This is a genomic window from Mesorhizobium sp. M0152 (assembly GCF_040322415.1).
Taxonomy (GTDB): domain Bacteria; phylum Pseudomonadota; class Alphaproteobacteria; order Rhizobiales; family Rhizobiaceae; genus Mesorhizobium.
Map to the genome: position 1 here is coordinate 149,568 of NZ_JAMYTH010000006.1, position 19,101 is coordinate 168,668.

A 19,101-nucleotide genomic window follows, 5' to 3' on the forward strand; every position below is an offset into this window, starting at 1 on the left:
AACTATCAATACCGTTTGCCGGTGGCTGGTCATGGAAATCCTGGAACTCGAAAGCTTTCTGCCCTACCGGCTCTATCGCCTTGCAGACGCCGTCAGCCGCGAATTCTCCAGGATCTACAAGGAGCGCCACGGCCTGACGCGGCCGGAATGGCGCACGCTTTCCGGGCTCGGTCAGCGCGGCACAATGACCGCGACGGAACTCGGCGAACAGTCGGCAATGCACAAGACGAAAGTGTCGCGGGCCGTGGCCGAACTCGAGCGGCGGCGCTGGCTGACGCGCACGCCCGATGAGAACGACCGCCGCGTCGAGCACCTGACGCTGACCAAGTTAGGGTCGGCGGCGTATGGCGAGATGGTGCCCTTGGCGAAAGCGTTCGAGCGGGAGCTGCTGGAAAAGCTGACCGCTGGCGAGCGTGCCGCGATCGCGGAAGGATTGGCGGCGCTGGAGAACGCGGTGAGCAAAGGCTAGGTCGGGAGCAGAAATTGGCATCTTGGCGGGACAGCGCGCCTCTATCCGGCAGGACAGGGGGGCGCCAAGGATCGCAACCGCTCTATTAGGCTTACCAGTCCATCACCACCTTGCCCGAGCTGCCGCTGCGCATCGCGTCGAATCCAGCCTGGAAATCGTCGATGCCGATGCGATGCGTGATCAGGCCAGAGACATCGAGCGGGCCCTGCACAAGCGCGATCATCTTGTACCAGGTCTCGAACATTTCGCGGCCGTAGATGCCCTTGAGATGCAGCATCTTGAAAATGACCTTGTTCCAGTCGATCTCGAAGCCGGTCGGCGCGATGCCGAGAATGGCGATCTTGCCGCCATTGTTCATGGTGTCGATCATGTCGCGGAAGGCGGGTGCGGCGCCCGACATTTCGAGGCCGACGTCAAAACCCTCGGTCATGCCGAGCGCCGGCATGACGTCGCGTAGCTTCTCCTTCGAAGCGTCGACGACATGCTGGACGCCAAGCTTCTTCGCCAGCGCCAGCCGTACCGGATTGATGTCGGTGATGACAACCTTTCGCGCGCCGACGCACTGCGCCACCAGCGCGCCCATGATACCGATCGGCCCGGCGCCGGTGACCAGCACATCCTCGCCGACCAGGTCGAAGGACAAGGCGGTGTGAACGGCGTTGCCGAGCGGATCGAAGATCGCGGCGATCTCGTCCGGCACGTCGTCGGGGATCGGCACGACATTGTGCTGCGGGATCGCCAGATATTCACCGAACGCGCCCGGCCGGTTGACACCGACGCCGAGCGTGTTGCGGCACAGGTGTCCCCTGCCCGCGCGGCAGTTGCGGCAATGACCGCACACGATGTGGCCTTCGCCCGACACGCGCTGGCCGACTTTGTACTCGGTGACCGCAGCACCGAAATCGGCGACCGTGCCGACGAATTCATGGCCGGTCACCATCGGCACAGGCACCGTCTTCTGCGCCCACTGGTCCCAATTGTAGATGTGGACGTCGGTGCCGCAGATCGCGGTTTTCTTGACCTTGATCAGCACATCGTTGGGGCCGATCTCCGGTACCGGCACCTCTTCCATCCAGATGCCCGGTTCGGCCTTGGCCTTCACCAGCGCCTTCATCATGTTCGACATTGTTCTGTTCCTTGAATCTCTTGATCCGGAATCGTTTTTGGGGGGCGGGCCGTTCAGGAAATCACGCCCAGTTCCTTGCCGATAGTGCCGAATGCTTCCACGGCGCGATCGATGTCGGCGCTGGAGTGCGCCGCCGACATCTGGGTGCGGATGCGGGCCTGGCCCTTCGGCACCACCGGAAAGGAAAACCCGATCACGTATATGCCGCGCTTCAGCATGCGCGCCGCCATCTCTTGCGCCAGGCTCGCGTCACCCAGCATCACCGGAATGATCGGATGGTCTGCTCCAGCCAGCGTGAAGCCGAGCTTGCCCATCTGCGACCTGAACCGCGCCGCATTGGCGTAGAGGCGTTCGCGCAAGCCGTCACCATTGCGGATCAGGTCGAACACCTTGATCGAAGCGCCGGCGATCGCCGGCATCAGCGTGTTCGAGAAGAGATAGGGCCGGGAGCGCTGACGCAGCCAGTCGACCACTTGGCTTTTGCCGGACGTGTAGCCGCCGGACGCGCCGCCCAGCGCCTTGCCGAGCGTGCCGGTGATGATGTCGACCCGCGCCTCGACGCCGCAATGCTCGGCCGAGCCGCGGCCGTTGCTGCCGACGAAGCCGACCGCGTGGCTGTCGTCGACCATGACCATGGCATCGTATTTGTCGGCAAGATCGCAGACGCCCTTGAGATTGGCGATGATGCCGTCCATCGAGAACACGCCATCGGTGGCGATCAATCGGAAGCGGCAATCCTTGGTTTCCTTCAGCCGCGCCTCGAGATCGGCCATGTCGTTGTTGGCATAGCGGAAGCGTTTGGCCTTCGACAGCCGCACGCCGTCGATGATCGAGGCATGGTTCAGCGCATCCGAGATGATCGCGTCATCCTCACCAAGCAGTGTCTCGAACAGGCCGCCATTGGCGTCGAAGCACGAACCGTAGAGAATGGTGTCATCCATGCCGAGAAATGCGGATATCGTCGCTTCAAGCTGCTTGTGCTCCTCCTGCGTGCCGCAGATGAAGCGCACCGAGGCCATGCCGTAGCCATAGCGGTCGAGCGTCTGCTTCGCCGCCTCACGCAGTTCCGCACTGTCGGCGAGGCCAAGATAGTTGTTGGCGCAGAAATTCAGCACCTTCTGCCCGCCGACCTCGATCTGCGCCGATTGGGTCGAAGAGATCACCCGCTCGGACTTGTAGAGGCCGGCCGATTTCAGCCCCGCAAGTTCGTTGTCGATATGAGAGAGAAATGCCGTGGTCATGGTCGAGCCTCGTTTGACGTGGGCAGACTGTCGTCCCGCCCGCTCGAAAAATCCATCGCAAAAGCGACCGGGTCGGTGGAGGTGCCGCCAACGGGAATGTCATCCGAGCGCGACAGAGGGATACCGGTACGACAGCAGTCGCGAAAGGGGCAGCAGTCGAGGCAAGTCAAATGCGGGCCGGCCGCGAAAGGAGCCGATAACCATCTCGCGATGTTCCGACGCCTCCCCCTTGCCTGTCGGCTGTCGATTTCCAGACCTGTTAACATTTGCAGGTTCATGGTCCTTCTCACAGCAATCCGTTGGCGAGAGGGCCGCCCCCGAAAATGTCGCAGCAGCCGGTGCAAACCGTTTCAGGCAAGCTCATATTGGTGATCAAGGCCGGCTATTGGCTGGCGCTGCTGATCATCGCGGCGATGGTGGTGGCCTCCTTCACACTGCTCCAGCAGATGATGGCCACGCAGCAAAACAACAATACCTTGCTCGACATCGTCAGCACGCAAAAGACGCTGTCGCAGCGCATCGTCTTTCTTGCCGGCGCAACCGGCTCTGCTTCTCGCGACCAGCAGCCGGCGCTGGTGAGCGCGCTCAAGCAGGCCACGGCGGAGTTCGAGACGAATTATGACCTGCTGCTCACACAGACAGCGGTAGATCCGGCATCGCCGGCCAAGCTCGATCCGAAATCGATCGAGAGCGTGCTTTTCGCTAAGCCTTTCCATCTCGACTATTTCTCGGTCGGGCTGATCGCCAATGGCGACCGGCTGGTCTCGGCCTTCGAATCTCAGTTCAATCATCCCGACAATGGCGGCTACAAAGGTGGCGACGAACGCGTCCACCTCGATGCCTCTGTCGCCAACGCAACCTTGTCGGGCTATGCCGCACTTGGCCAGCGCATCAATGCCGAGGCCGATGAGCGCTCCGAAAAACTGCTGTCGCTCCATCGCACGTTGTTCTACGCCACCCTCGGCGTCATCTTGCTGGTGGCGCTGTTCATCTTCAGGCCAATGTCCAACGCCATCCTGCGCAAAACGCGTGAACTGGTCGACGCGCGCAATTCGATGGCCTTCATCGCGGTTCACGACGGCCTGACCGGCCTGCACAACCGCACCTTTTTGACCGACCATTTCGACACGCTCATCAAGGGCGCGCATCGGCGGCGCGAACGCCTCGCGGTGGTCCAGCTCGACCTCGACCGGTTCAAGCAGATCAACGACACGCTCGGCCACGCGGCCGGCGATTATGTGCTGGTCGTCACGGCACAACGGATGCGCGATTCCTGCCGCGCATCGGACCTGTGCGTGCGCCTCGGCGGCGACGAGTTCGTCATGATCCTCAACGGCGCCGGCGGCACCGAGGACATCAACATGCTCGCCCGGCGCATCCTGGTGCACATCAACGAGCCGGTCGTATTTCAGGGCACGACCATCCTTCCGGGCGCCAGCGGCGGCATCGCCGTTTATCCGATAGACGCCGACAACGCACAGGATCTGTTGGTTCACGCCGACCTGGCGCTCTATTCCGCCAAGAAGATGGGAGGCGGCAACTTCTCGTTCTTCTCCGAGGAGCTGCGCCGCGAACTCGATTATCGCAAACAACTCGAGCACGACATCAAGGTCGCCGTCTCGGAGCGGGCATTCCAGGCTTATTTCCAGCCGCAGGTTTCGCTGACCACCGGCGCGATCAGCGGCGTCGAGGCGCTGGTGCGCTGGAACCATGCCGAGCGCGGCATGATCGCGCCCGGCGAATTCATTCCGGTCGCCGAGAAATGCGGCTTCATGCCGGAAATCGGCCGCATCGTCATCAGCAAGGCGATCAACGAAGCCGCCGAATGGAACCGCGCCGGGATTGCCTTCGGACGGCTTGCCGTCAATGTTTCCGGCACCGAACTGCGCGAGCATGATTTCGATACGTTCCTGTTCGAGACGCTGGAAAAGGCCGGACTGCCGCCACAGAAGCTGTCGCTTGAAATCGTCGAATCCGTCATTCTCGACGACGAGAAGACCGGAATCGCCGCCAAACTGCGCCAGATAAGAGCAGCCGGCGTCCATCTGGAACTCGATGATTTCGGCACCGGCTACGCCTCGCTCAGCCATGTCAACCCGAACGAGATCGACCGGCTGAAGATCGATCGCCGGTTCGTCCAGAACATCCACGAGAATGGCGACAACTCCAAGATCGTGCGCGCCATCACCGAGCTTGCCCGCGGCCTCGGCATCTCGATCGTCGCCGAGGGCGCCGAAACCGAGGCCGAACTCGATTCCCTGATGGCGATCGGCTGCGACCAGGTGCAGGGCTATTCCATCGCCTTCCCGATGCCGCACGACAAGGCGCTGGAATGGCTGACCGCCCGCACGCCGAAGAAGGCCCGGCTGACCGTGCTTCAAGGAAGCCTGGCATAGGCACTTTGAGAAGCAGTCGTCGGATGGCGGCTTGTCGTGATCCTAGACGGATATCGCAGCCGATGACACCGTTTCGGCTTGTACTGGCGGCAGTGTTGATGCTCACCGTCCCCGCCTACGGAGCGGATCGCACCATCTATCTTACCTTCGACGATGGCCCGCTGAGCGGCACAAGCAACATCCTCGACGTGCTGGAAGCCGAGCAGGTACCGGCGACCATGTTCATGGTCGGCATGCATGCGCAAGCGAGCGCCGCCAGCAAGGCGCTGGTCCAACGTGCCAAACAGCTTCCGTTGGCGACGCTCGGCAACCACAGTTTCAGTCACGCCAACAATCACTACCAGCACTACTACGCCGACACGGAAGGCGTCGTCGCCGACATGTTGCGGGCAAACGAGGTGCTCGGGCTGAAGCCGGTCGTGCACGCGCGTTTGCCGGGGCGCGACGTGTTCCGGCTGCCGTCGATGTCGAAGAACGACACCTCGCTTGGCCTGGCCCAGGAGGGACAAGAGGACCCCGACTACGAATTTGTCGCCGCCTCAGGTTTCTATCTCTACGGCTGGGACCACGAATGGGTACACAAGGACAGCGGCGAGCCGGTGCAGAGCGTCGATCATCTTGTCAGCGAGATCGATCACCTGTTCGGCTACGGCCGTTTCGTCAAGCCCGGCAGGCTCATCCTGTTGATGCATGACGAGATGTTCCAGGACGGTTTCGACGGCAAGACGAAGCTCACCAATCTGATCACCGCGCTGAAGCTGCGTGGCTACGCATTTGGGGCGATCCGGAGTTACGACGAGTGAGCGGCCGAACCGCACTGTAGCCGCGGGTCAGGCACCGACGTTGGCCCGCAATGCCGCCAGCACCTGCGCGAACTCGGCCAGGCGCTCGTCGGACAACCCCGTCCGAAGTCGCTTGTCGAACACAAGCGCAGCCTTGCGCAATGTCTCGAACGTCGCCTCTCCCGCGTCCGTCAACTCGACCAGATGAACCCGGCGGTTGACGGGATCGCGGCGGCGCGTCAACAGGCCCTGCACCTCCATGGCGTTCAGATGGTGGGTCAACGTCGCGCCCTGGATGCCGATCATACCGGCAAGCTCGCGCTGATTGGCGAGCTTGCTCGACTTGACCGACAGCAGAGTGAGCCAGACGGGCAGCGTACCGCCCGCTTCGACCAAAGCCGCGTCGAAAGCCTGGGCGACAAGCTTGGCGGTGCGGGCGAGATTCATCCCGACTGGCGGGCGGTCAAAAGGCGTCATGAGCGGACCCTAGAGCAACAAACAGGACGATGGAACTGGCCGGACTTTATACATTGACATCTAATCGTTAGATATCTACCTTTATGGCGAACGGCGGGCAAAAAAGAGGAAATGCGGTCATGCAATATGTCTATATCGTCGTCCTCGGTCTTCATGTCATGGCCGGCGTGTTCTGGGCCGGCACCACCATCGCGGTCGGCCGCGATCCGGAAATTCGGGCGGAACGGTTCTTCCGGCCCCAAATGGGCGCGGCGGGCCTGGTTTTCCTCACCGGCATACTGCTCTGGTATTTCTTCCATGAGGGCCTTTTCGGCCCGATGGAGAAGGTGCTGGCGCTGGGTATCGCCACGGCGTTGATTGCCGCCGGCGTCCAGGGCGCGCTGGTGGGTTCCGCCACCAGGCAGCTTGCCGGCACCGACGCGGCGACGGAAGGCCGCTTGCGCGCGAAAATGACCAGAGGCGAGCGCATCGCCGGCGGGCTGCTGGTCATCACGGTGCTGTGCATGGCGACCGCCAGGATGTTCTGAGACGCAGGAATACTCCACAGAATCGTACGTTGTCTGGCGAAGAGCCAATGACGTGCGGGCGCGTGGTCATGCCGATGTACACGGGCTCTCGTACGCCGGTTGGGCCGCGCGCCACAAATTTTCGCTAAGGTCAGATCCTCAAGCCGAACCTGATGCCGTCATAGATGGCGGCATGGATGTTGCGCGAAGCGACGGCGTCGCCGATCCTGAACAGGACGAAACCACCTTGCGGGTTGCGCGCGGGAAAGATGTCGCCGCCATGGACCAGCCGCTCGTAATCCACCGCCCCGCCATTCTTGGATAGCGGTTTAAGCGACAGATAGAGGTCGTCGAGCGGGGCCGTGCCGTGCTCGACCACGACCTGGTCGACCCTGCGCTCGCCGCGCCAGCGATCGGCAAAATCAGAAGCCAGTTCCGCGACCAGCTGATTGCCCTCGCGCCGCACCGAACGCAGCCGCGTGTTGATGGTGACGGTGACGCCCTTTTCCTGGAAGGCCCTGACATAGGGCACATGGTTCATGCCGCCCATTTCCGGGGCGAAGAAGCGCTCAGGTGAAACCAGCTCCAGCCTTGCACCGCTGTTTGCGATCAATTCGGCGGCGCCCATGCCCTGATGGCCGCCATTATCGTCATAGAGCAGCACGTTTTCGGCAGGCTTGACGCTGCCGGCCATGATGTCCCAACTCGAAGTGACGAGATCGTCGCCAGCGGTCAGCGGCGGGTTCTGCGGCAAGCCGCCGGTGGCGACCACCACGACATCGGGCGACAGCGCCAGCACGTCGCCCTTCTCCGCCCACGTATCATAGCGGATTTCGACGCCGAGCCGGTCGAGTTCGGCCAGCCGCCAGTCGATGATGCCGATCAATTCCTTGCGGCGCGGGTTCTGTGTTGCCAGCCGCACTTGCCCGCCCGCTTGTGAAGATGCCTCCAGGATCGTGACTTGGTGGCCTCTCTCGGCCGCGACGCGCGCCGCCTCCAGCCCACCGGCACCGGCGCCGATGACGACGACCTTTCTCCGCGGCCCCTCGGTCTTGACGATGATGTGCGGAATATCGGCCTCACGGCCGGTCGCCGCATTGTGAACGCAGAGCGCCTCGCCGCCTTCATAGATGCGGTCGAGACAGTAGGTGGCGCCCACGCATGGCCGGATCTCATGCTCGCGGCCTTCCATCACTTTCTTGACGATGTGCGGATCGGCGATATGGGCGCGGGTCATGCCGACCATGTCGAGCTTGCCAGTGGCGATGGCATGGCGAGCGGTGGCGACGTCGGAAATTCGCGCCGCGTGGAAGGTCGGGAACTTCGTCGCCGCCCTCACCTCGCCGGCGAAATCGAGATGCGGCGAAGAGCGCATGCCGGTCACCGGGATAACCTTGGTCAGCGCCGCGTCGGTCTCGATCGAGCCACGGATGATGTTGAGGAAGTCGACCTTGCCGGAACCGGCCAGCCGCCTGGCGATCTCGATGCCTTCCTCCTTCGACAGGCCTTTTTCGAAATCCTCGTCAGCGACCATGCGGATGCCGACGACGAAATTTTCGCCGACCGCCGCGCGCACGGCGTCAAGTACCATGTCGGTAAAACGCAAGCGATTGTCGAGCGAGCCGCCGAACTCGTCGTCGCGGTGGTTGGTGGCCGGCGACCAGAAGCCGTCCATCAAATGGCCGTAGGATTCGAACTCGATGCCGTCGAGGCCGGCGGCCTGGCAGCGCTGCGCGGCCGAAGCATAGTCGGCGACGATGCGCTCGATATCCCAGTCCTCGATGGTCTTCGGGAAAGCACGGTGCGCCGGCTCGCGCACCGGCGATGCCGATAGCACCGGCAGCCAGTCGGCCTTGTTCCAGCCGGTGCGGCGGCCAAGATGGGTGATCTGGATCATCACCTTGCAGTCGTGCTCGTGGCAGGCGTCGGCGAGTTCAGCGAGCCACGGCACGATCCTATCGTCATAGACATGCAGGTTGCCGAAGGCGGCGGGACTGTCGCGCGAGACGATGGCCGAGCCGGCCGTCATCGTCAGCGCCATGCCGCCCTTGGCCTTCTCGGCATGATAAAGCCGGTAGCGCTCCTTCGGCATGCCGTCCTCGGAATAGGCCGGCTCATGGCTGGTCGACATCACCCGGTTCTTCAGCGTCAGGTGCTTGAGTTGGTAGGGCTGGAGAAGCGGATCGCTACTGGTCATCGTCTTCCTGCTGGTTCAAATTGTGCTGCACACTTTTCGGTCCGGTGCTAATGAGCGGCAAATTCGAAGGAATAACCGCCCATGATCGACACCAAAACCCTCACCCAGCTCGGCGCTCACGTCGAGACGCCACAGAGCCCGGAAGCAGCGGTCCTGGAAACCGTGCCGTTTTCGCGCGGCGACGGCCCGCCGGCCATCGTGCGCTTCACCTGCCCGGAATTCACGTCGCTTTGCCCGGTCACCGGCCAGCCGGATTTCGCCCATATCGTCATCGACTACGCACCCGACGCGGCCCTGGTGGAATCGAAGTCGCTGAAACTGTTCATGACCTCGTTCCGCAATCACGGCGCCTTCCATGAAGACTGCACCGTGATGATCGGCCGGCGCATCGTGGCGGCGACCAAGCCGCTGTGGCTGCGCATCGGCGGCTATTGGTATCCGCGCGGCGGCATTCCGATCGATGTGTTCTGGCAGACCGGTGCGCCGCCCGAAGGTGCCTGGCTGCCTGACACTGGAGTGGCCCCCTATCGCGGACGCGGTTAACTCGACCATCATTCGCACTGATATTGGCTGAGCGCCCATTCGCCGGTCACCGACAGCAGGTCCGATATCTTCCATTCGCCGCCCACCCTCTTGAATTTCCATTCAAGACGGTGCGGGTTGCCGGCGGCGACGAAGGCGACGATAACCTTGGCCTGGTCGCCATTGATCGCCTCGAGCGTCCTGAGGCTTTTGTCGATCCCGGCCTTGTCATAGTCCGCATTGTCGAGCGCCATGTTGGGGTCAAGGCACTCGCCCTGTCCGGATTTGCGCAAGGCATCGCTCTTGTCGAGCACGGTCTTCGCCGGATCGGTGAAATGGCTGCGCTGCGCCGGGTCGATCTCCAGGCCGGCCTGATCGTAGAATGGCCGCACTACGGCTGTCGGCGATCCCGGCCGGATGGGCGCGGCTGGCTCGCTCGGCGGCGAGGCAGCGGGCGGCGTTGCCGGTTCCACCGCGCCGCCGGGTGCATTTGAAAGTGGCGCTCCGCTGTCGCCCGGCGCCGTGTCGGCCGGGGCGTTCGCCGGCGGCGCGCCAAGCAGCCCCTGCGCAGCGGCGGCGCTCAAAGCCGCCGCCAGCAGGCACATGGTCGATAGTGCCAGGAACAAGCGGCGGGCCATGGCATCACTCCGGATCTTGACCCGCCACGCATTCGAGCTGGCTCAGCGTCCAGTCGCTGGTCTTCGAAGCGATATCCGAGATCTTCCACCTGCCATCGACTTTCTTCAGCGTCCAATGCATTTCGCGTTGGGAATCATCTCCTTCCGGAAAAAGCTCGAAGCTCGCCACCACCTGCGCGGTGTCGCCATCCAGCGTCTCAGACAGTTTCAGGGTCTTAGAGACGGTCTTCTGGTCGAAATCCTGCGCGTCGAGGCCCGGGTCGAAGTCGACACAGGCGACCTGATCCGGATTCTTCTTGATTGCCTGATCGTTGAGATCGAACAGCTTCGTCACCGGTTCGGTGAACCGGTCGCGATATTGTGCGTCGGCCTCGAACTTGACCTCCGGAACGTAGAAGAACCTCACGGCGTCGGACGCTGGTCCGGCAAACGCGGCTGCTGGCAAGGCTATCGAAAGGGCGGCAGCGAGCACTGTCAGTCTCATGCAGAATCTCCGGCTTTTGATGGCTTGAGGCGATCAATACCACGCATCCTGCATATCGGCTTTTTTGCGGCCCATGAAGTCCCGCTGCACCTTGTTTCAGCCGTCCAGCCAGACGCTCTGGAGGTCCATCTCGAAGGTCTGGTGGACAGCGTAGTTCTTCACCTTTTTGTTCATGTGGCTGTAGAGCTTCTGCCAGTAGGGCTGAATGATGACGCCTGAATCCTGCAGGATCTGTTCGACGTCCTTCATCACCTCGCGCCGCTTGGCCACGTCGATGAGCGAAAGAGCCTGCTTGAGCTTGGCGTCGAAATCTGGATTCGCATAGGCCGTTTCGTTCCAGGCCTCGCCGCTGCGGTAGCCGAGCGCCAGCACCTGGACGCCGAGCGGGCGCATGTACCAGATCGTCATCGAATAGGGATATTTCGTCCAGTCGTTCCAGAAGGTCGAGCCCGGCAGCACCGTGCGCTTCACCTTGATCCCGGCATCACGCAGCTGGCCGGCAATCGCGTCGCCGGTGTTCTTCTGCCAATCGTCCTCGATGGTGATCAGTTCATGCTCGAAGTCGGCCTGTCCGGCTTCCGCCATCAGCTTCTTGGCGCCGGCCGCGTCGCGGGTCTTTTTGGGCAGCGAATAGTATTCCGGATGGATCGGGCTGACATGGTGGTTTTCACCGACGGTCCCTCGCCCGGCATAGCCAAGTTCGAGAACCGCATTGTTGTCGACGGCCATTTGCAGCGCGTTGCGCACCCGCTGATCATCGTAGGGCTTATGCGTGATGTTGGTGCGCGCAACGAGCGTGGTCGCTGTCGCCACCTCGGACTTTTCCAGGCCCATCTTGTCGAGAATGTCGATGAAGTCGGCGGGGCTCTCGAAGTTGAGATCGATCTCGCCGGAATCGAATGCGTTCACCGAAGCATTGAAGTCGGTGCCGTAGTCGATGAATTCCACGCCATCGAGAGGGGCTTCGCCACCCCACCACTTGCCGTTTTCACGCCGCTTGACGACCGCTTTCTGGCCGACCGAATAGGACACCAGCTCGAACGGGCCGGTGCCGACCGGTTTTTTGACCGGGTCCGCGCCGTCGGCGTCGAAATTGCGGTGGACCACCAGCGCCGGATAGTCGGTGAAGTTCGGGATCAGCGAGATGTCGGGTTCGCTGAGCTTCAGCTTGACGGTGTTGTCGTCGATCTTGGTGATCGCGCCATCCCTGGCCTTGCCCGTCTTGGCGTCGATGAGCGCACCGACGCGCGCGGCCATGGAATTGCCGGCGACACTCTTCTCGCACCAGCGCGTCAGGTTTTGCACCACATCATCGGCACTGAAGGCATCGCCGTTGTTCCAGGTGATGCCCTTGCGCACATGCAGCACGTATTCGGTGGCGTCGTCGTTGATATCCCAGCTTTCGAGCAGCACCGGCTCGAACGTGAATTGTCTGGTATAGCGTACAAGCGGCTCCAGCCAGCAGCGCGAGATGTTCGCCAGTTCCACCCAGTCGTAAGTGCGCGGATCCTTCTGCGCCTTCACCGACATGGATATATGCAGCGTTCCGCCTTTCTTTGGCTCCTGCGCCACCGCCTGGTCCGGCACGGCAAGGCCGATCATGCCGTAGGCAAGGGCCGTCGATGCGCCGAAGGCGCTTGCCAGTGCCAAGAACTCGCGCCGGTCGATCCGGCCTGCGCGTGCTTCTTCGGCCATCGCCTCGATGGCACTCGGAACGCGATCACCATTGCTTCTGAAGAATGTCATTTTTTCCTCCCTTTGTTCGCGTTGGGCGTTCGCCTTCTGCATCAACTGACGCTGTCCGGCAGCCTCTCCTCGCGCCGCGCAATAAAATCCTTGAGGCCATCGGCGATGCCGTCGTCGAGCTTCGGTTCCTCATAATCCGCGAGCATGTTGCGCGCTTTCTCGCGACCACGCGTATCGTGGTCCTTCGCGCCTTCGGCCTTCCACTGTTCGAACGAGTTGAAGTCCATGATGCTGGGCATGAAGAAAGCGGACTCGAAATGTTCCAGCGTGTGCTGGGTGCCGAGGAAATGGCCCTGCGGCCCGACCTCGCGGATCGCTGCCATCGCTTCCTTGAAATCGTCGAACGGGAGCCCGCCCGCATATTTGTACCAGCCGACAAGCTGTTCGCAGTCGGTCGCGAATTTCGAATAGCCGCAGGTCAGGCCGGCCTCGAGCCATCCGGCGGAGTGCCAGATGTAATTGGCGCCGGCGAGGATGGCTGCATGCATCAGCATGTTCGCTTCGTAGCCCGCCTGGGCGTCGTTCAGCTTCGAGCCGACATGAAAGCCCGAGGTGCGCCACGGCAGCCGGTATTTCCGCGCCAGCGCTCCCATCAGATACATCATCTGGGCGGCCTCCGGCGTGCCGCCCATCGGGGCGCCGGTCTTCATGTCCACGGTAACCATGAACTGTCCGTAGATCTGCGGCGAACCCGGACGCAGCAGCTGCGTGAAGGCGATGCCCGCTAGCGCTTCCGCGTTGACCTGCGCCACCGCTCCCACGGCGGATGCCGACGTCGAGGCGCCACAGAGAGCGAAGGGCGCCAGTATCAGCGGCTGGTTATGGCGCGCATAGACCTTCATCGCGTCCAGCATGGTGGCATCCCACACCAGCGGCGAGTTGCAGTTGGTGATCGACACCAGGACCGGGTTGTCGCGGACATAGTCCTCGCCGAACACGATGCCTGCCATGGCCATCGTGTCTTCGGCACGATCCTTGGATGTGACGATGCCCATGAACGGCTTGTCGGAGTGCTTCAGCGCCGAATGGATGATGTGGAGGTGACGCTTCGGCACCGCGATTTCCATCGGCTCGCAGATGATCGAGCTCGACGAATGCAGCGCCGGCGCCATGTAGGCCAACTTGTGGAAATTCTGCAGGTCGGCGAGCGTGCCGTAGCGCCTGTTGTTGTCGAGGTCACGCACATAAGGCGCGCCATACATCGGCACGAAGATCGAGTTGTTTCCGCCCACGCGCACCGAACGCTGCGGATTGCGGGCATTGAGCGTGAATTCCGACGGAACCTTCGAGACGAGCTCCATCAGGAGGGCGCGGTCGATCCGGACTCGTGTCTCAGAGACGTCGGCGCCGGCCGCCTTCCAGATGGCGATCGCCTCGTCGTCACGAAACTCGCACCCCACCTCCTCGAGGATTGCGAGCGACTCCTGGTGGATCAGTTCGACCGCCTCGTCGGGGACCATCTGGTAGACGGGAATCTGGCGAACCAGCGTCGGAAACGACGTCACGGGAGCGCCGCGCAACGCCTTGCGTCCGAGACGACCGCCGCTTCGACGGTTTGCATGTTCGATCACTTCAACGGCCGGTGCGTTCATGGCAGCTCCATCCCACTCTTGGCGCCAACCTAACGAGACAAAATCCTGATGTGACGCTGGAAAATCCTGATCTCTTGTATAAGCTGTGCTTATGCGAAGCCTACGCCACCTCCTGCCTTCGGCCGGCAGCCTGATCGTCTTCGAGGCGGCCGGGCGGCTGTCGAGCTTTACCGCCGCCGGACGCGAGCTCGGCATGACGCAGGCGGCGGTCTCCTACGCCGTGCGCGGGCTGGAAGAACAGCTCGGTGCCCAGCTGTTCCAGCGCCGCCACCGCCAGGTCGTCCTGACGGAAGCGGGCGAGCGTTTCCACGCCGACGTCTCGCTCGGCCTTTCGCACATTCGCAAATCCGCGGAAGATCTGCGCCTGCAAGCCACTGGCGGCCATGTGACGCTTGCCGCATCGACGGCTTTCGGCTCCTTCTGGATGATGCCGCGCCTGCAGCAATTCCGTGACGAATTGCCGGGCATCGACCTGCGCATCCAGACCGCCGATCGCGATCTCGACATCATCGCCGAGGGTATCCCGCTCGCAGTGCGCGGCGGCGAGCCACGGGACTGGGCGGACTACCATTCGTTGCCGCTCGCAGACGAGGAGATCTTCCCGGTCGCCGGCACCAGCTATGTGACAAAGTTCGGCATGCCGGGAACCGTCGCTGAACTGGCCAAGCACCGCCTGATCCATCTCGAGGAGCCCTATCGCGAGGCGGCGAGCTGGGATGAGTGGTTCGAATCGGCCGGCGCCCGCCTCGGCGATACCGCACGCGGCCTGCGCATCAACGACTATGGCCTGGTGATCCAGGGCGTGATGGAGGGGCAAGGCATCGCTCTAGGTTGGCGACACCTTGCGGAGCGGCTGCTGGCGTCCGGCCTGCTGGTGCCGGTAACCGATCATGTGCTGCGGACCGGCAAGGCGTTCTATGTCATCTGGCCGAAGAACCGCGAGCTCAGCGACAATGCCCGCAAGGTGCGGGACTGGCTGGCGGCGCAGGCGTGAGGCGAGAAGGATCCATTTGGTCGCCTTGTCGCGGTCACCGCAATTCACCCCTCCCGCTCGCAAGTCGAATCCGCCTATAGTGCTTCCATGCCCATTCGCCAGCTTTCCGAAACGATGATCAACCAGATCGCCGCCGGCGAAGTCATCGAGCGTCCGGCAAGCGTGGTCAAGGAACTGGTCGAGAACGCGCTCGACGCTGGCGCAAGCAAAGTCGAAATCGTCACGTCGGGCGGCGGGCTGAACCTGATCCGCGTTACCGACGACGGCTCCGGCATCCCCGAAAAAGAGCTGGCGCTGGCGATTGCGCGTCACTGCACCTCCAAGCTCGCCGAGGACATTCACGACATCCGCTCGCTCGGCTTCCGCGGCGAGGCGCTGCCGTCGATCGGCTCGGTGTCGCGGCTGTCGATTCGCTCGCGCACGGCAACAAGTGACGGCGCCGCCGAGATCGGCATCGAAGGCGGCCGTATCTTGCCCGTCAGGCCGGCGGCTGCCAATCGCGGCACCACGGTCGAGGTGCGCGATCTGTTTTTCGCCACGCCGGCCCGGCTTAAATTCATGAAGGGCGAGCGCGCCGAAAGCTCGGCGATCAGCGACGTGGTCAAGCGCATCGCGATTGCCTTCCCCTCCGTGCGGTTCACGTTGGCAGGCTCGGATCGCTCGACACTGGAATTGCCGGCGACGGATGACAGTCCGGAAGGCAGCCTGCGCCGGGTCGCCCAGGTGATGGGCGCCGAATTTCCGGACAATTCGATCGCCATCGACGCCATGCGTGAAGGCGTGCGTCTGACCGGGCACGTGTCGATCCCGTCCTTCACCCGCGCCAACGCGCTGCAGCAATATGCCTATGTCAACGGCCGTCCGGTGCGCGACAAGCTAATTGCCGGCGCCATTCGCGGCGCCTTCGCCGACGTCCTGCCGCGCGACCGCCACGCGGTCACCGTGCTGTTCCTGACGCTCGACCCGGCCATCGTCGACGTCAATGTTCATCCGGCCAAGGCGGATGTACGCTTCCGCGATCCTGGCCTGGTGCGTGGGCTGATCGTCGGCTCGATCCGCCAGGCGCTGGCCGATGCCGGTATCCGCGCCGCGACTTCGGGAGCCGCCGGCATGATGGCGGCATTCCGGCCGGGAGCCGCACCATACAGCCACGGCGGGCCGGCAAACGGTCATCGCAGCTATGAGGCAGCGTACCGGGCTTCAGGCCCCGCCGGTTTCGACCATGGTTTCGATCCGGCACGATCGCCGCAGCGACCGCTCGACATGGGTTTCGAGAGCGCGGGCTTCGGCCATCGCGGTTTGCACGAGAACGACCAAGCTGCGTTCGATGCGGGTCCGCTTGCCAGCGCCGATGCGCGCGCCGGGCAGAGCGAGGCGGCCGAGACGCTGCTCGGCACGGTGCTGGGCGCGGCGCGCGCACAGGTGCACGAAAACTATATCGTCGCCCAGACCAGGGATTCGCTCGTCATCGTCGACCAGCACGCCGCGCATGAAAGGCTGGTCTACGAGGCGCTGAAGAATGCACTGCATTCGCGGCCGGTCGCCTCGCAGATGCTGCTTCTGCCGGAGATCATCGATCTACCGGAAGAGGATGCCGAGCGGCTGGCGATGCATTCCGAGACGTTGGCGCGCTTTGGGCTCGGCATCGAGCGCTTCGGACCTGGCGCGGTCGCCGTGCGCGAGACGCCGTCAATGCTTGGCGAAACCAATGTCCAGCAACTGGTGCGCGACCTCGCCGACGAGATCGCCGACAACGACACTGTCGACACGCTGAAGGAGCGGCTGGACAAGATCGCCGCCACCATGGCCTGCCACGGCTCGGTGCGCTCAGGCCGCCTGCTCAAGGCTGAGGAGATGAACGCGCTGCTGCGGCAGATGGAGGCGACGCCTGGATCCGGCACCTGCAACCACGGCCGCCCGACCTATATCGAGCTGAAACTGGCGGACATCGAGCGGCTGTTCGGGCGGCGCTGAAGGACGCGGGCAGCAACGCTTATCCAGCTGTTTTACCTTTTCAAATTCACCACGATCACACCACCCAGCGCCAGCGCGCCGCCGAGGATGCCGAGCAGCGTCGGCACTTCGCCCAACCAGAAGAAACCGATCAGGGCGGACATGGGCGAGACCAAATAGAGGAAGTTCGAGGCGCGCGCCGCCGGCAGTCGCGACAGCGCGGTCGCCCAAGCGGCATATGCGATCAGGCTGGGCACGATGCCGAGAAAGATGACGGCGCCGAGGCCAGCGGTGTCGGCAACCGCGGCCTGTGCCAGGCCGCTTGGCAGAAAGGGCGACAGGCAGAGCGCGCCGAGTACCATGTTGGACGCAGCGATGGTCAGCGGGTGATGACGGGCGAAGAGCGGCTTCTGGACGATGGTGTTGACGGCCGAGCACAACGCCGAACCCAGCACCAGCAGCGCCCCGGCGTTGAAATGCAGGCCGTGCCCGTCGGCCATGGCGATGATGCCGATGCCGCCGAAAGAGATTGCGGTGCCGAGCCATGCCATCTTGGAGAAACGTTCGCCCAGCAGCGCCATCGCCATGATAGCGGTGAAGATGGGGCTGACATTGATGATGAAGCCGGCGGCTCCCGCCGAAACCGTCAGTTCGCCGAAATTGAGCATTGCCGTGTAGAGCGCCACGAAAATGGCGCCGCCAAAGGCCAGGCGCCACACTTCGTCGAGCCTGGGCAGTGCCGGACGCTTGACCGCAAGAAAAATCGCCGCCGGCACAGCGGCGATGGCAAAGCGCAACGCGCCGAGTTCCAGCGGTCCGAAGGCGGCGAGGCCGGCGCGGATCGCAGGAAAGGCGGACGCCCAACCAATCACCGTCAGCGCCACGGCGATGGCTGCCCTGGCATCCATCCGCTGTGTCGAATTCAACGTGCCCGTCGTCGCGCTCATCTCGCCGTCCTCGTGTTCCTTGGCCTCGAAATGCAGAAAACGCCTTTTTGGGCTGGTTGACAAACGACCAAATCGCGGATCACCTGTGACTATGGATCACAGCTCAGACATGATGGTGCCTCTCGAAACGCTGCGCGCCTTCGATGCCGCGGCACGCACCGGGAGCTTTTCGGCGGCGGCCGAGAAACTCAACATCACCCATGGCGCTGTCAGCCGGCAGATCGCCAAGCTCGAGGATTGGCTTGGACTGAAAGTATTCGATCGCGGCGCGCGCGGCGTCTCGCTGACGATCGAGGGAAACCGGCTGCATCTGCGCACGGCGGAAGCCTTCGCGCTGATATCGAGCCATTCCGACCGCTGGGTCGAACCGCGCGGCACCGCGGTAGTGCGGCTGACCTCGATTCCCTCGGTCAGCGGGTTGTGGCTGATGCCGCGCATGGCGGCGCTGGAGAACAACCCGTCCAAGTTGCGCATCGTGCTCGATGTCGACATCCGCCAGGCAGACCTTGCCGACGAGGGCATCGACCTGTCGATCCGCTGCGGCCGTGGCGGCATTCCGGGCCGCATCTCGGTGCAGCTTTTCGAGGAGCATGTTTTCCCCGTCGCTTCACCGGAACTCGCGCGCGAAATCGGCCACGGCGACCCTGCCCGGCTGCTCAAATTTCCTCTGATCAACGATTCCGACGCGTCGGCCTGGCGAGCCTGGTTCGCTGCCCAAGGCATGGACTACCGCCCACGCCCGCAGGACCGCCGCTTTGAGGATTACAATCTGGTGCTCGACGCCGCCGCCTATGGGCTCGGCATCGCGCTGGCGCGGCCGCCGCTGACCGGGCACCAGCTGAAGTCGGGCCGCATAACGCCCGTCGATGAACGCACCGCGCTCAATCCGGTGTCCTACTGGCTCGACCGGCCGATGGGGCGGCCACGCACCGCTGCCGCCGACCTCGCCCGCCGCATCGCGCAGCAGGCTGGATTGGCGCCAGCGAAGATCGAGGAGTTCATCGAAGCCGAGAGATAAGCTCCCGGACGGC

The 19,101-nt window shown here is 63.2% G+C and carries 17 protein-coding genes; 8 read left to right on the plus strand and 9 right to left on the minus strand.

The window, feature by feature from the left end; all coding sequences use genetic code 11:
- The first annotated feature begins 31 nt into the window (after positions 1-31).
- Entirely contained in the window at positions 32-469 is a 438-nt protein-coding gene (locus NKJ26_RS09195; RefSeq protein WP_352694995.1) for a MarR family winged helix-turn-helix transcriptional regulator, read from the plus strand.
- Positions 470-560: 91 nt separating this feature from the next.
- On the opposite strand, the gene tdh is transcribed toward NKJ26_RS09195, so the two are convergent.
- Together tdh and NKJ26_RS09205 are read right to left on the minus strand one after the other, a co-directional pair.
- Positions 561-1,595 carry an L-threonine 3-dehydrogenase gene (gene tdh / locus NKJ26_RS09200; RefSeq protein WP_023739257.1) on the minus strand — a complete coding sequence of 345 codons (1,035 nt, stop codon included), beginning with the start codon at positions 1,593-1,595 and terminating at the stop codon, positions 561-563.
- Between the two features lie 53 nt (positions 1,596-1,648).
- The gene (locus NKJ26_RS09205) at positions 1,649-2,836 is read right to left on the minus strand and encodes a glycine C-acetyltransferase (RefSeq protein WP_352694996.1); all 1,188 of its coding nucleotides are present in this window, start codon (positions 2,834-2,836) and stop codon (positions 1,649-1,651) included.
- 323 nt (positions 2,837-3,159) lie between these two features.
- Between NKJ26_RS09205 and NKJ26_RS09210 the strand changes: the two genes are divergently transcribed.
- Both NKJ26_RS09210 and NKJ26_RS09215 read left to right on the plus strand, forming a co-directional pair.
- On the plus strand, positions 3,160-5,232 hold the full coding sequence (locus NKJ26_RS09210) for a putative bifunctional diguanylate cyclase/phosphodiesterase (protein WP_352694997.1): 2,073 nt from the start codon (positions 3,160-3,162) through the stop codon (positions 5,230-5,232).
- Between the two features lie 62 nt (positions 5,233-5,294).
- Positions 5,295-6,035 (plus strand): polysaccharide deacetylase family protein, encoded by a 741-nt coding sequence (locus tag NKJ26_RS09215; protein ID WP_352694998.1) that lies wholly within the window; start codon positions 5,295-5,297, stop codon positions 6,033-6,035.
- Between the two features lie 27 nt (positions 6,036-6,062).
- Here NKJ26_RS09215 and NKJ26_RS09220 read toward each other — a convergent pair whose 3' ends face one another.
- Entirely contained in the window at positions 6,063-6,491 is a 429-nt protein-coding gene (locus NKJ26_RS09220; RefSeq protein WP_352694999.1) for a MarR family winged helix-turn-helix transcriptional regulator, read from the minus strand.
- A gap of 119 nt (positions 6,492-6,610) precedes the next feature.
- Between NKJ26_RS09220 and NKJ26_RS09225 the strand changes: the two genes are divergently transcribed.
- A complete protein-coding gene (locus NKJ26_RS09225) occupies positions 6,611-7,018 on the plus strand; it encodes a hypothetical protein (protein ID WP_352695000.1) in 408 nt (135 codons plus the stop codon).
- A 130-nt stretch (positions 7,019-7,148) separates the two neighbouring features.
- Here the strand turns inward: NKJ26_RS09225 and NKJ26_RS09230 are convergent, their stop codons facing one another.
- Positions 7,149-9,194, minus strand: a complete 2,046-nt coding sequence (locus tag NKJ26_RS09230; RefSeq protein WP_352695001.1) for an oxidoreductase — start codon at positions 9,192-9,194, stop codon at positions 7,149-7,151.
- An 81-nt stretch (positions 9,195-9,275) separates the two neighbouring features.
- On the opposite strand from NKJ26_RS09230, the gene queF reads away from it, so the two are divergent.
- The gene (queF, locus tag NKJ26_RS09235; protein WP_010915503.1) at positions 9,276-9,737 is read left to right on the plus strand and encodes a preQ(1) synthase; all 462 of its coding nucleotides are present in this window, start codon (positions 9,276-9,278) and stop codon (positions 9,735-9,737) included.
- An 8-nt stretch (positions 9,738-9,745) separates the two neighbouring features.
- Here the strand turns inward: queF and NKJ26_RS09240 are convergent, their stop codons facing one another.
- From NKJ26_RS09240 to NKJ26_RS09255, 4 genes are all read right to left on the minus strand, one after another.
- Complete coding sequence (locus NKJ26_RS09240) at positions 9,746-10,354, minus strand: hypothetical protein (RefSeq protein ID WP_352695002.1); 609 nt, start codon at positions 10,352-10,354, stop codon at positions 9,746-9,748.
- Between the two features lie 4 nt (positions 10,355-10,358).
- Entirely contained in the window at positions 10,359-10,838 is a 480-nt protein-coding gene (locus tag NKJ26_RS09245) for a DUF3828 domain-containing protein (protein ID WP_352695003.1), read from the minus strand.
- A gap of 96 nt (positions 10,839-10,934) precedes the next feature.
- Entirely contained in the window at positions 10,935-12,584 is a 1,650-nt protein-coding gene (locus NKJ26_RS09250; RefSeq protein WP_352695004.1) for an ABC transporter substrate-binding protein, read from the minus strand.
- Between the two features lie 41 nt (positions 12,585-12,625).
- Positions 12,626-14,176 (minus strand): trimethylamine methyltransferase family protein, encoded by a 1,551-nt coding sequence (locus tag NKJ26_RS09255; RefSeq protein WP_352598493.1) that lies wholly within the window; start codon positions 14,174-14,176, stop codon positions 12,626-12,628.
- A 91-nt stretch (positions 14,177-14,267) separates the two neighbouring features.
- Here NKJ26_RS09255 and NKJ26_RS09260 point away from each other — a divergent pair, with 91 nt between their 5' ends.
- Both NKJ26_RS09260 and mutL read left to right on the plus strand, forming a co-directional pair.
- Complete coding sequence (locus NKJ26_RS09260; protein WP_352598494.1) at positions 14,268-15,170, plus strand: LysR substrate-binding domain-containing protein; 903 nt, start codon at positions 14,268-14,270, stop codon at positions 15,168-15,170.
- A gap of 87 nt (positions 15,171-15,257) precedes the next feature.
- Positions 15,258-17,144, plus strand: coding sequence for a DNA mismatch repair endonuclease MutL (mutL, locus tag NKJ26_RS09265; RefSeq protein ID WP_352695005.1), 1,887 nt, complete (start codon positions 15,258-15,260; stop codon positions 17,142-17,144).
- Positions 17,145-17,176: 32 nt separating this feature from the next.
- Here mutL and NKJ26_RS09270 read toward each other — a convergent pair whose 3' ends face one another.
- Complete coding sequence (locus tag NKJ26_RS09270; RefSeq protein WP_352695006.1) at positions 17,177-18,070, minus strand: DMT family transporter; 894 nt, start codon at positions 18,068-18,070, stop codon at positions 17,177-17,179.
- A gap of 91 nt (positions 18,071-18,161) precedes the next feature.
- Between NKJ26_RS09270 and NKJ26_RS09275 the strand changes: the two genes are divergently transcribed.
- Entirely contained in the window at positions 18,162-19,088 is a 927-nt protein-coding gene (locus NKJ26_RS09275; protein ID WP_352695008.1) for a LysR family transcriptional regulator, read from the plus strand.
- Positions 19,089-19,101: the final 13 nt, after the last annotated feature.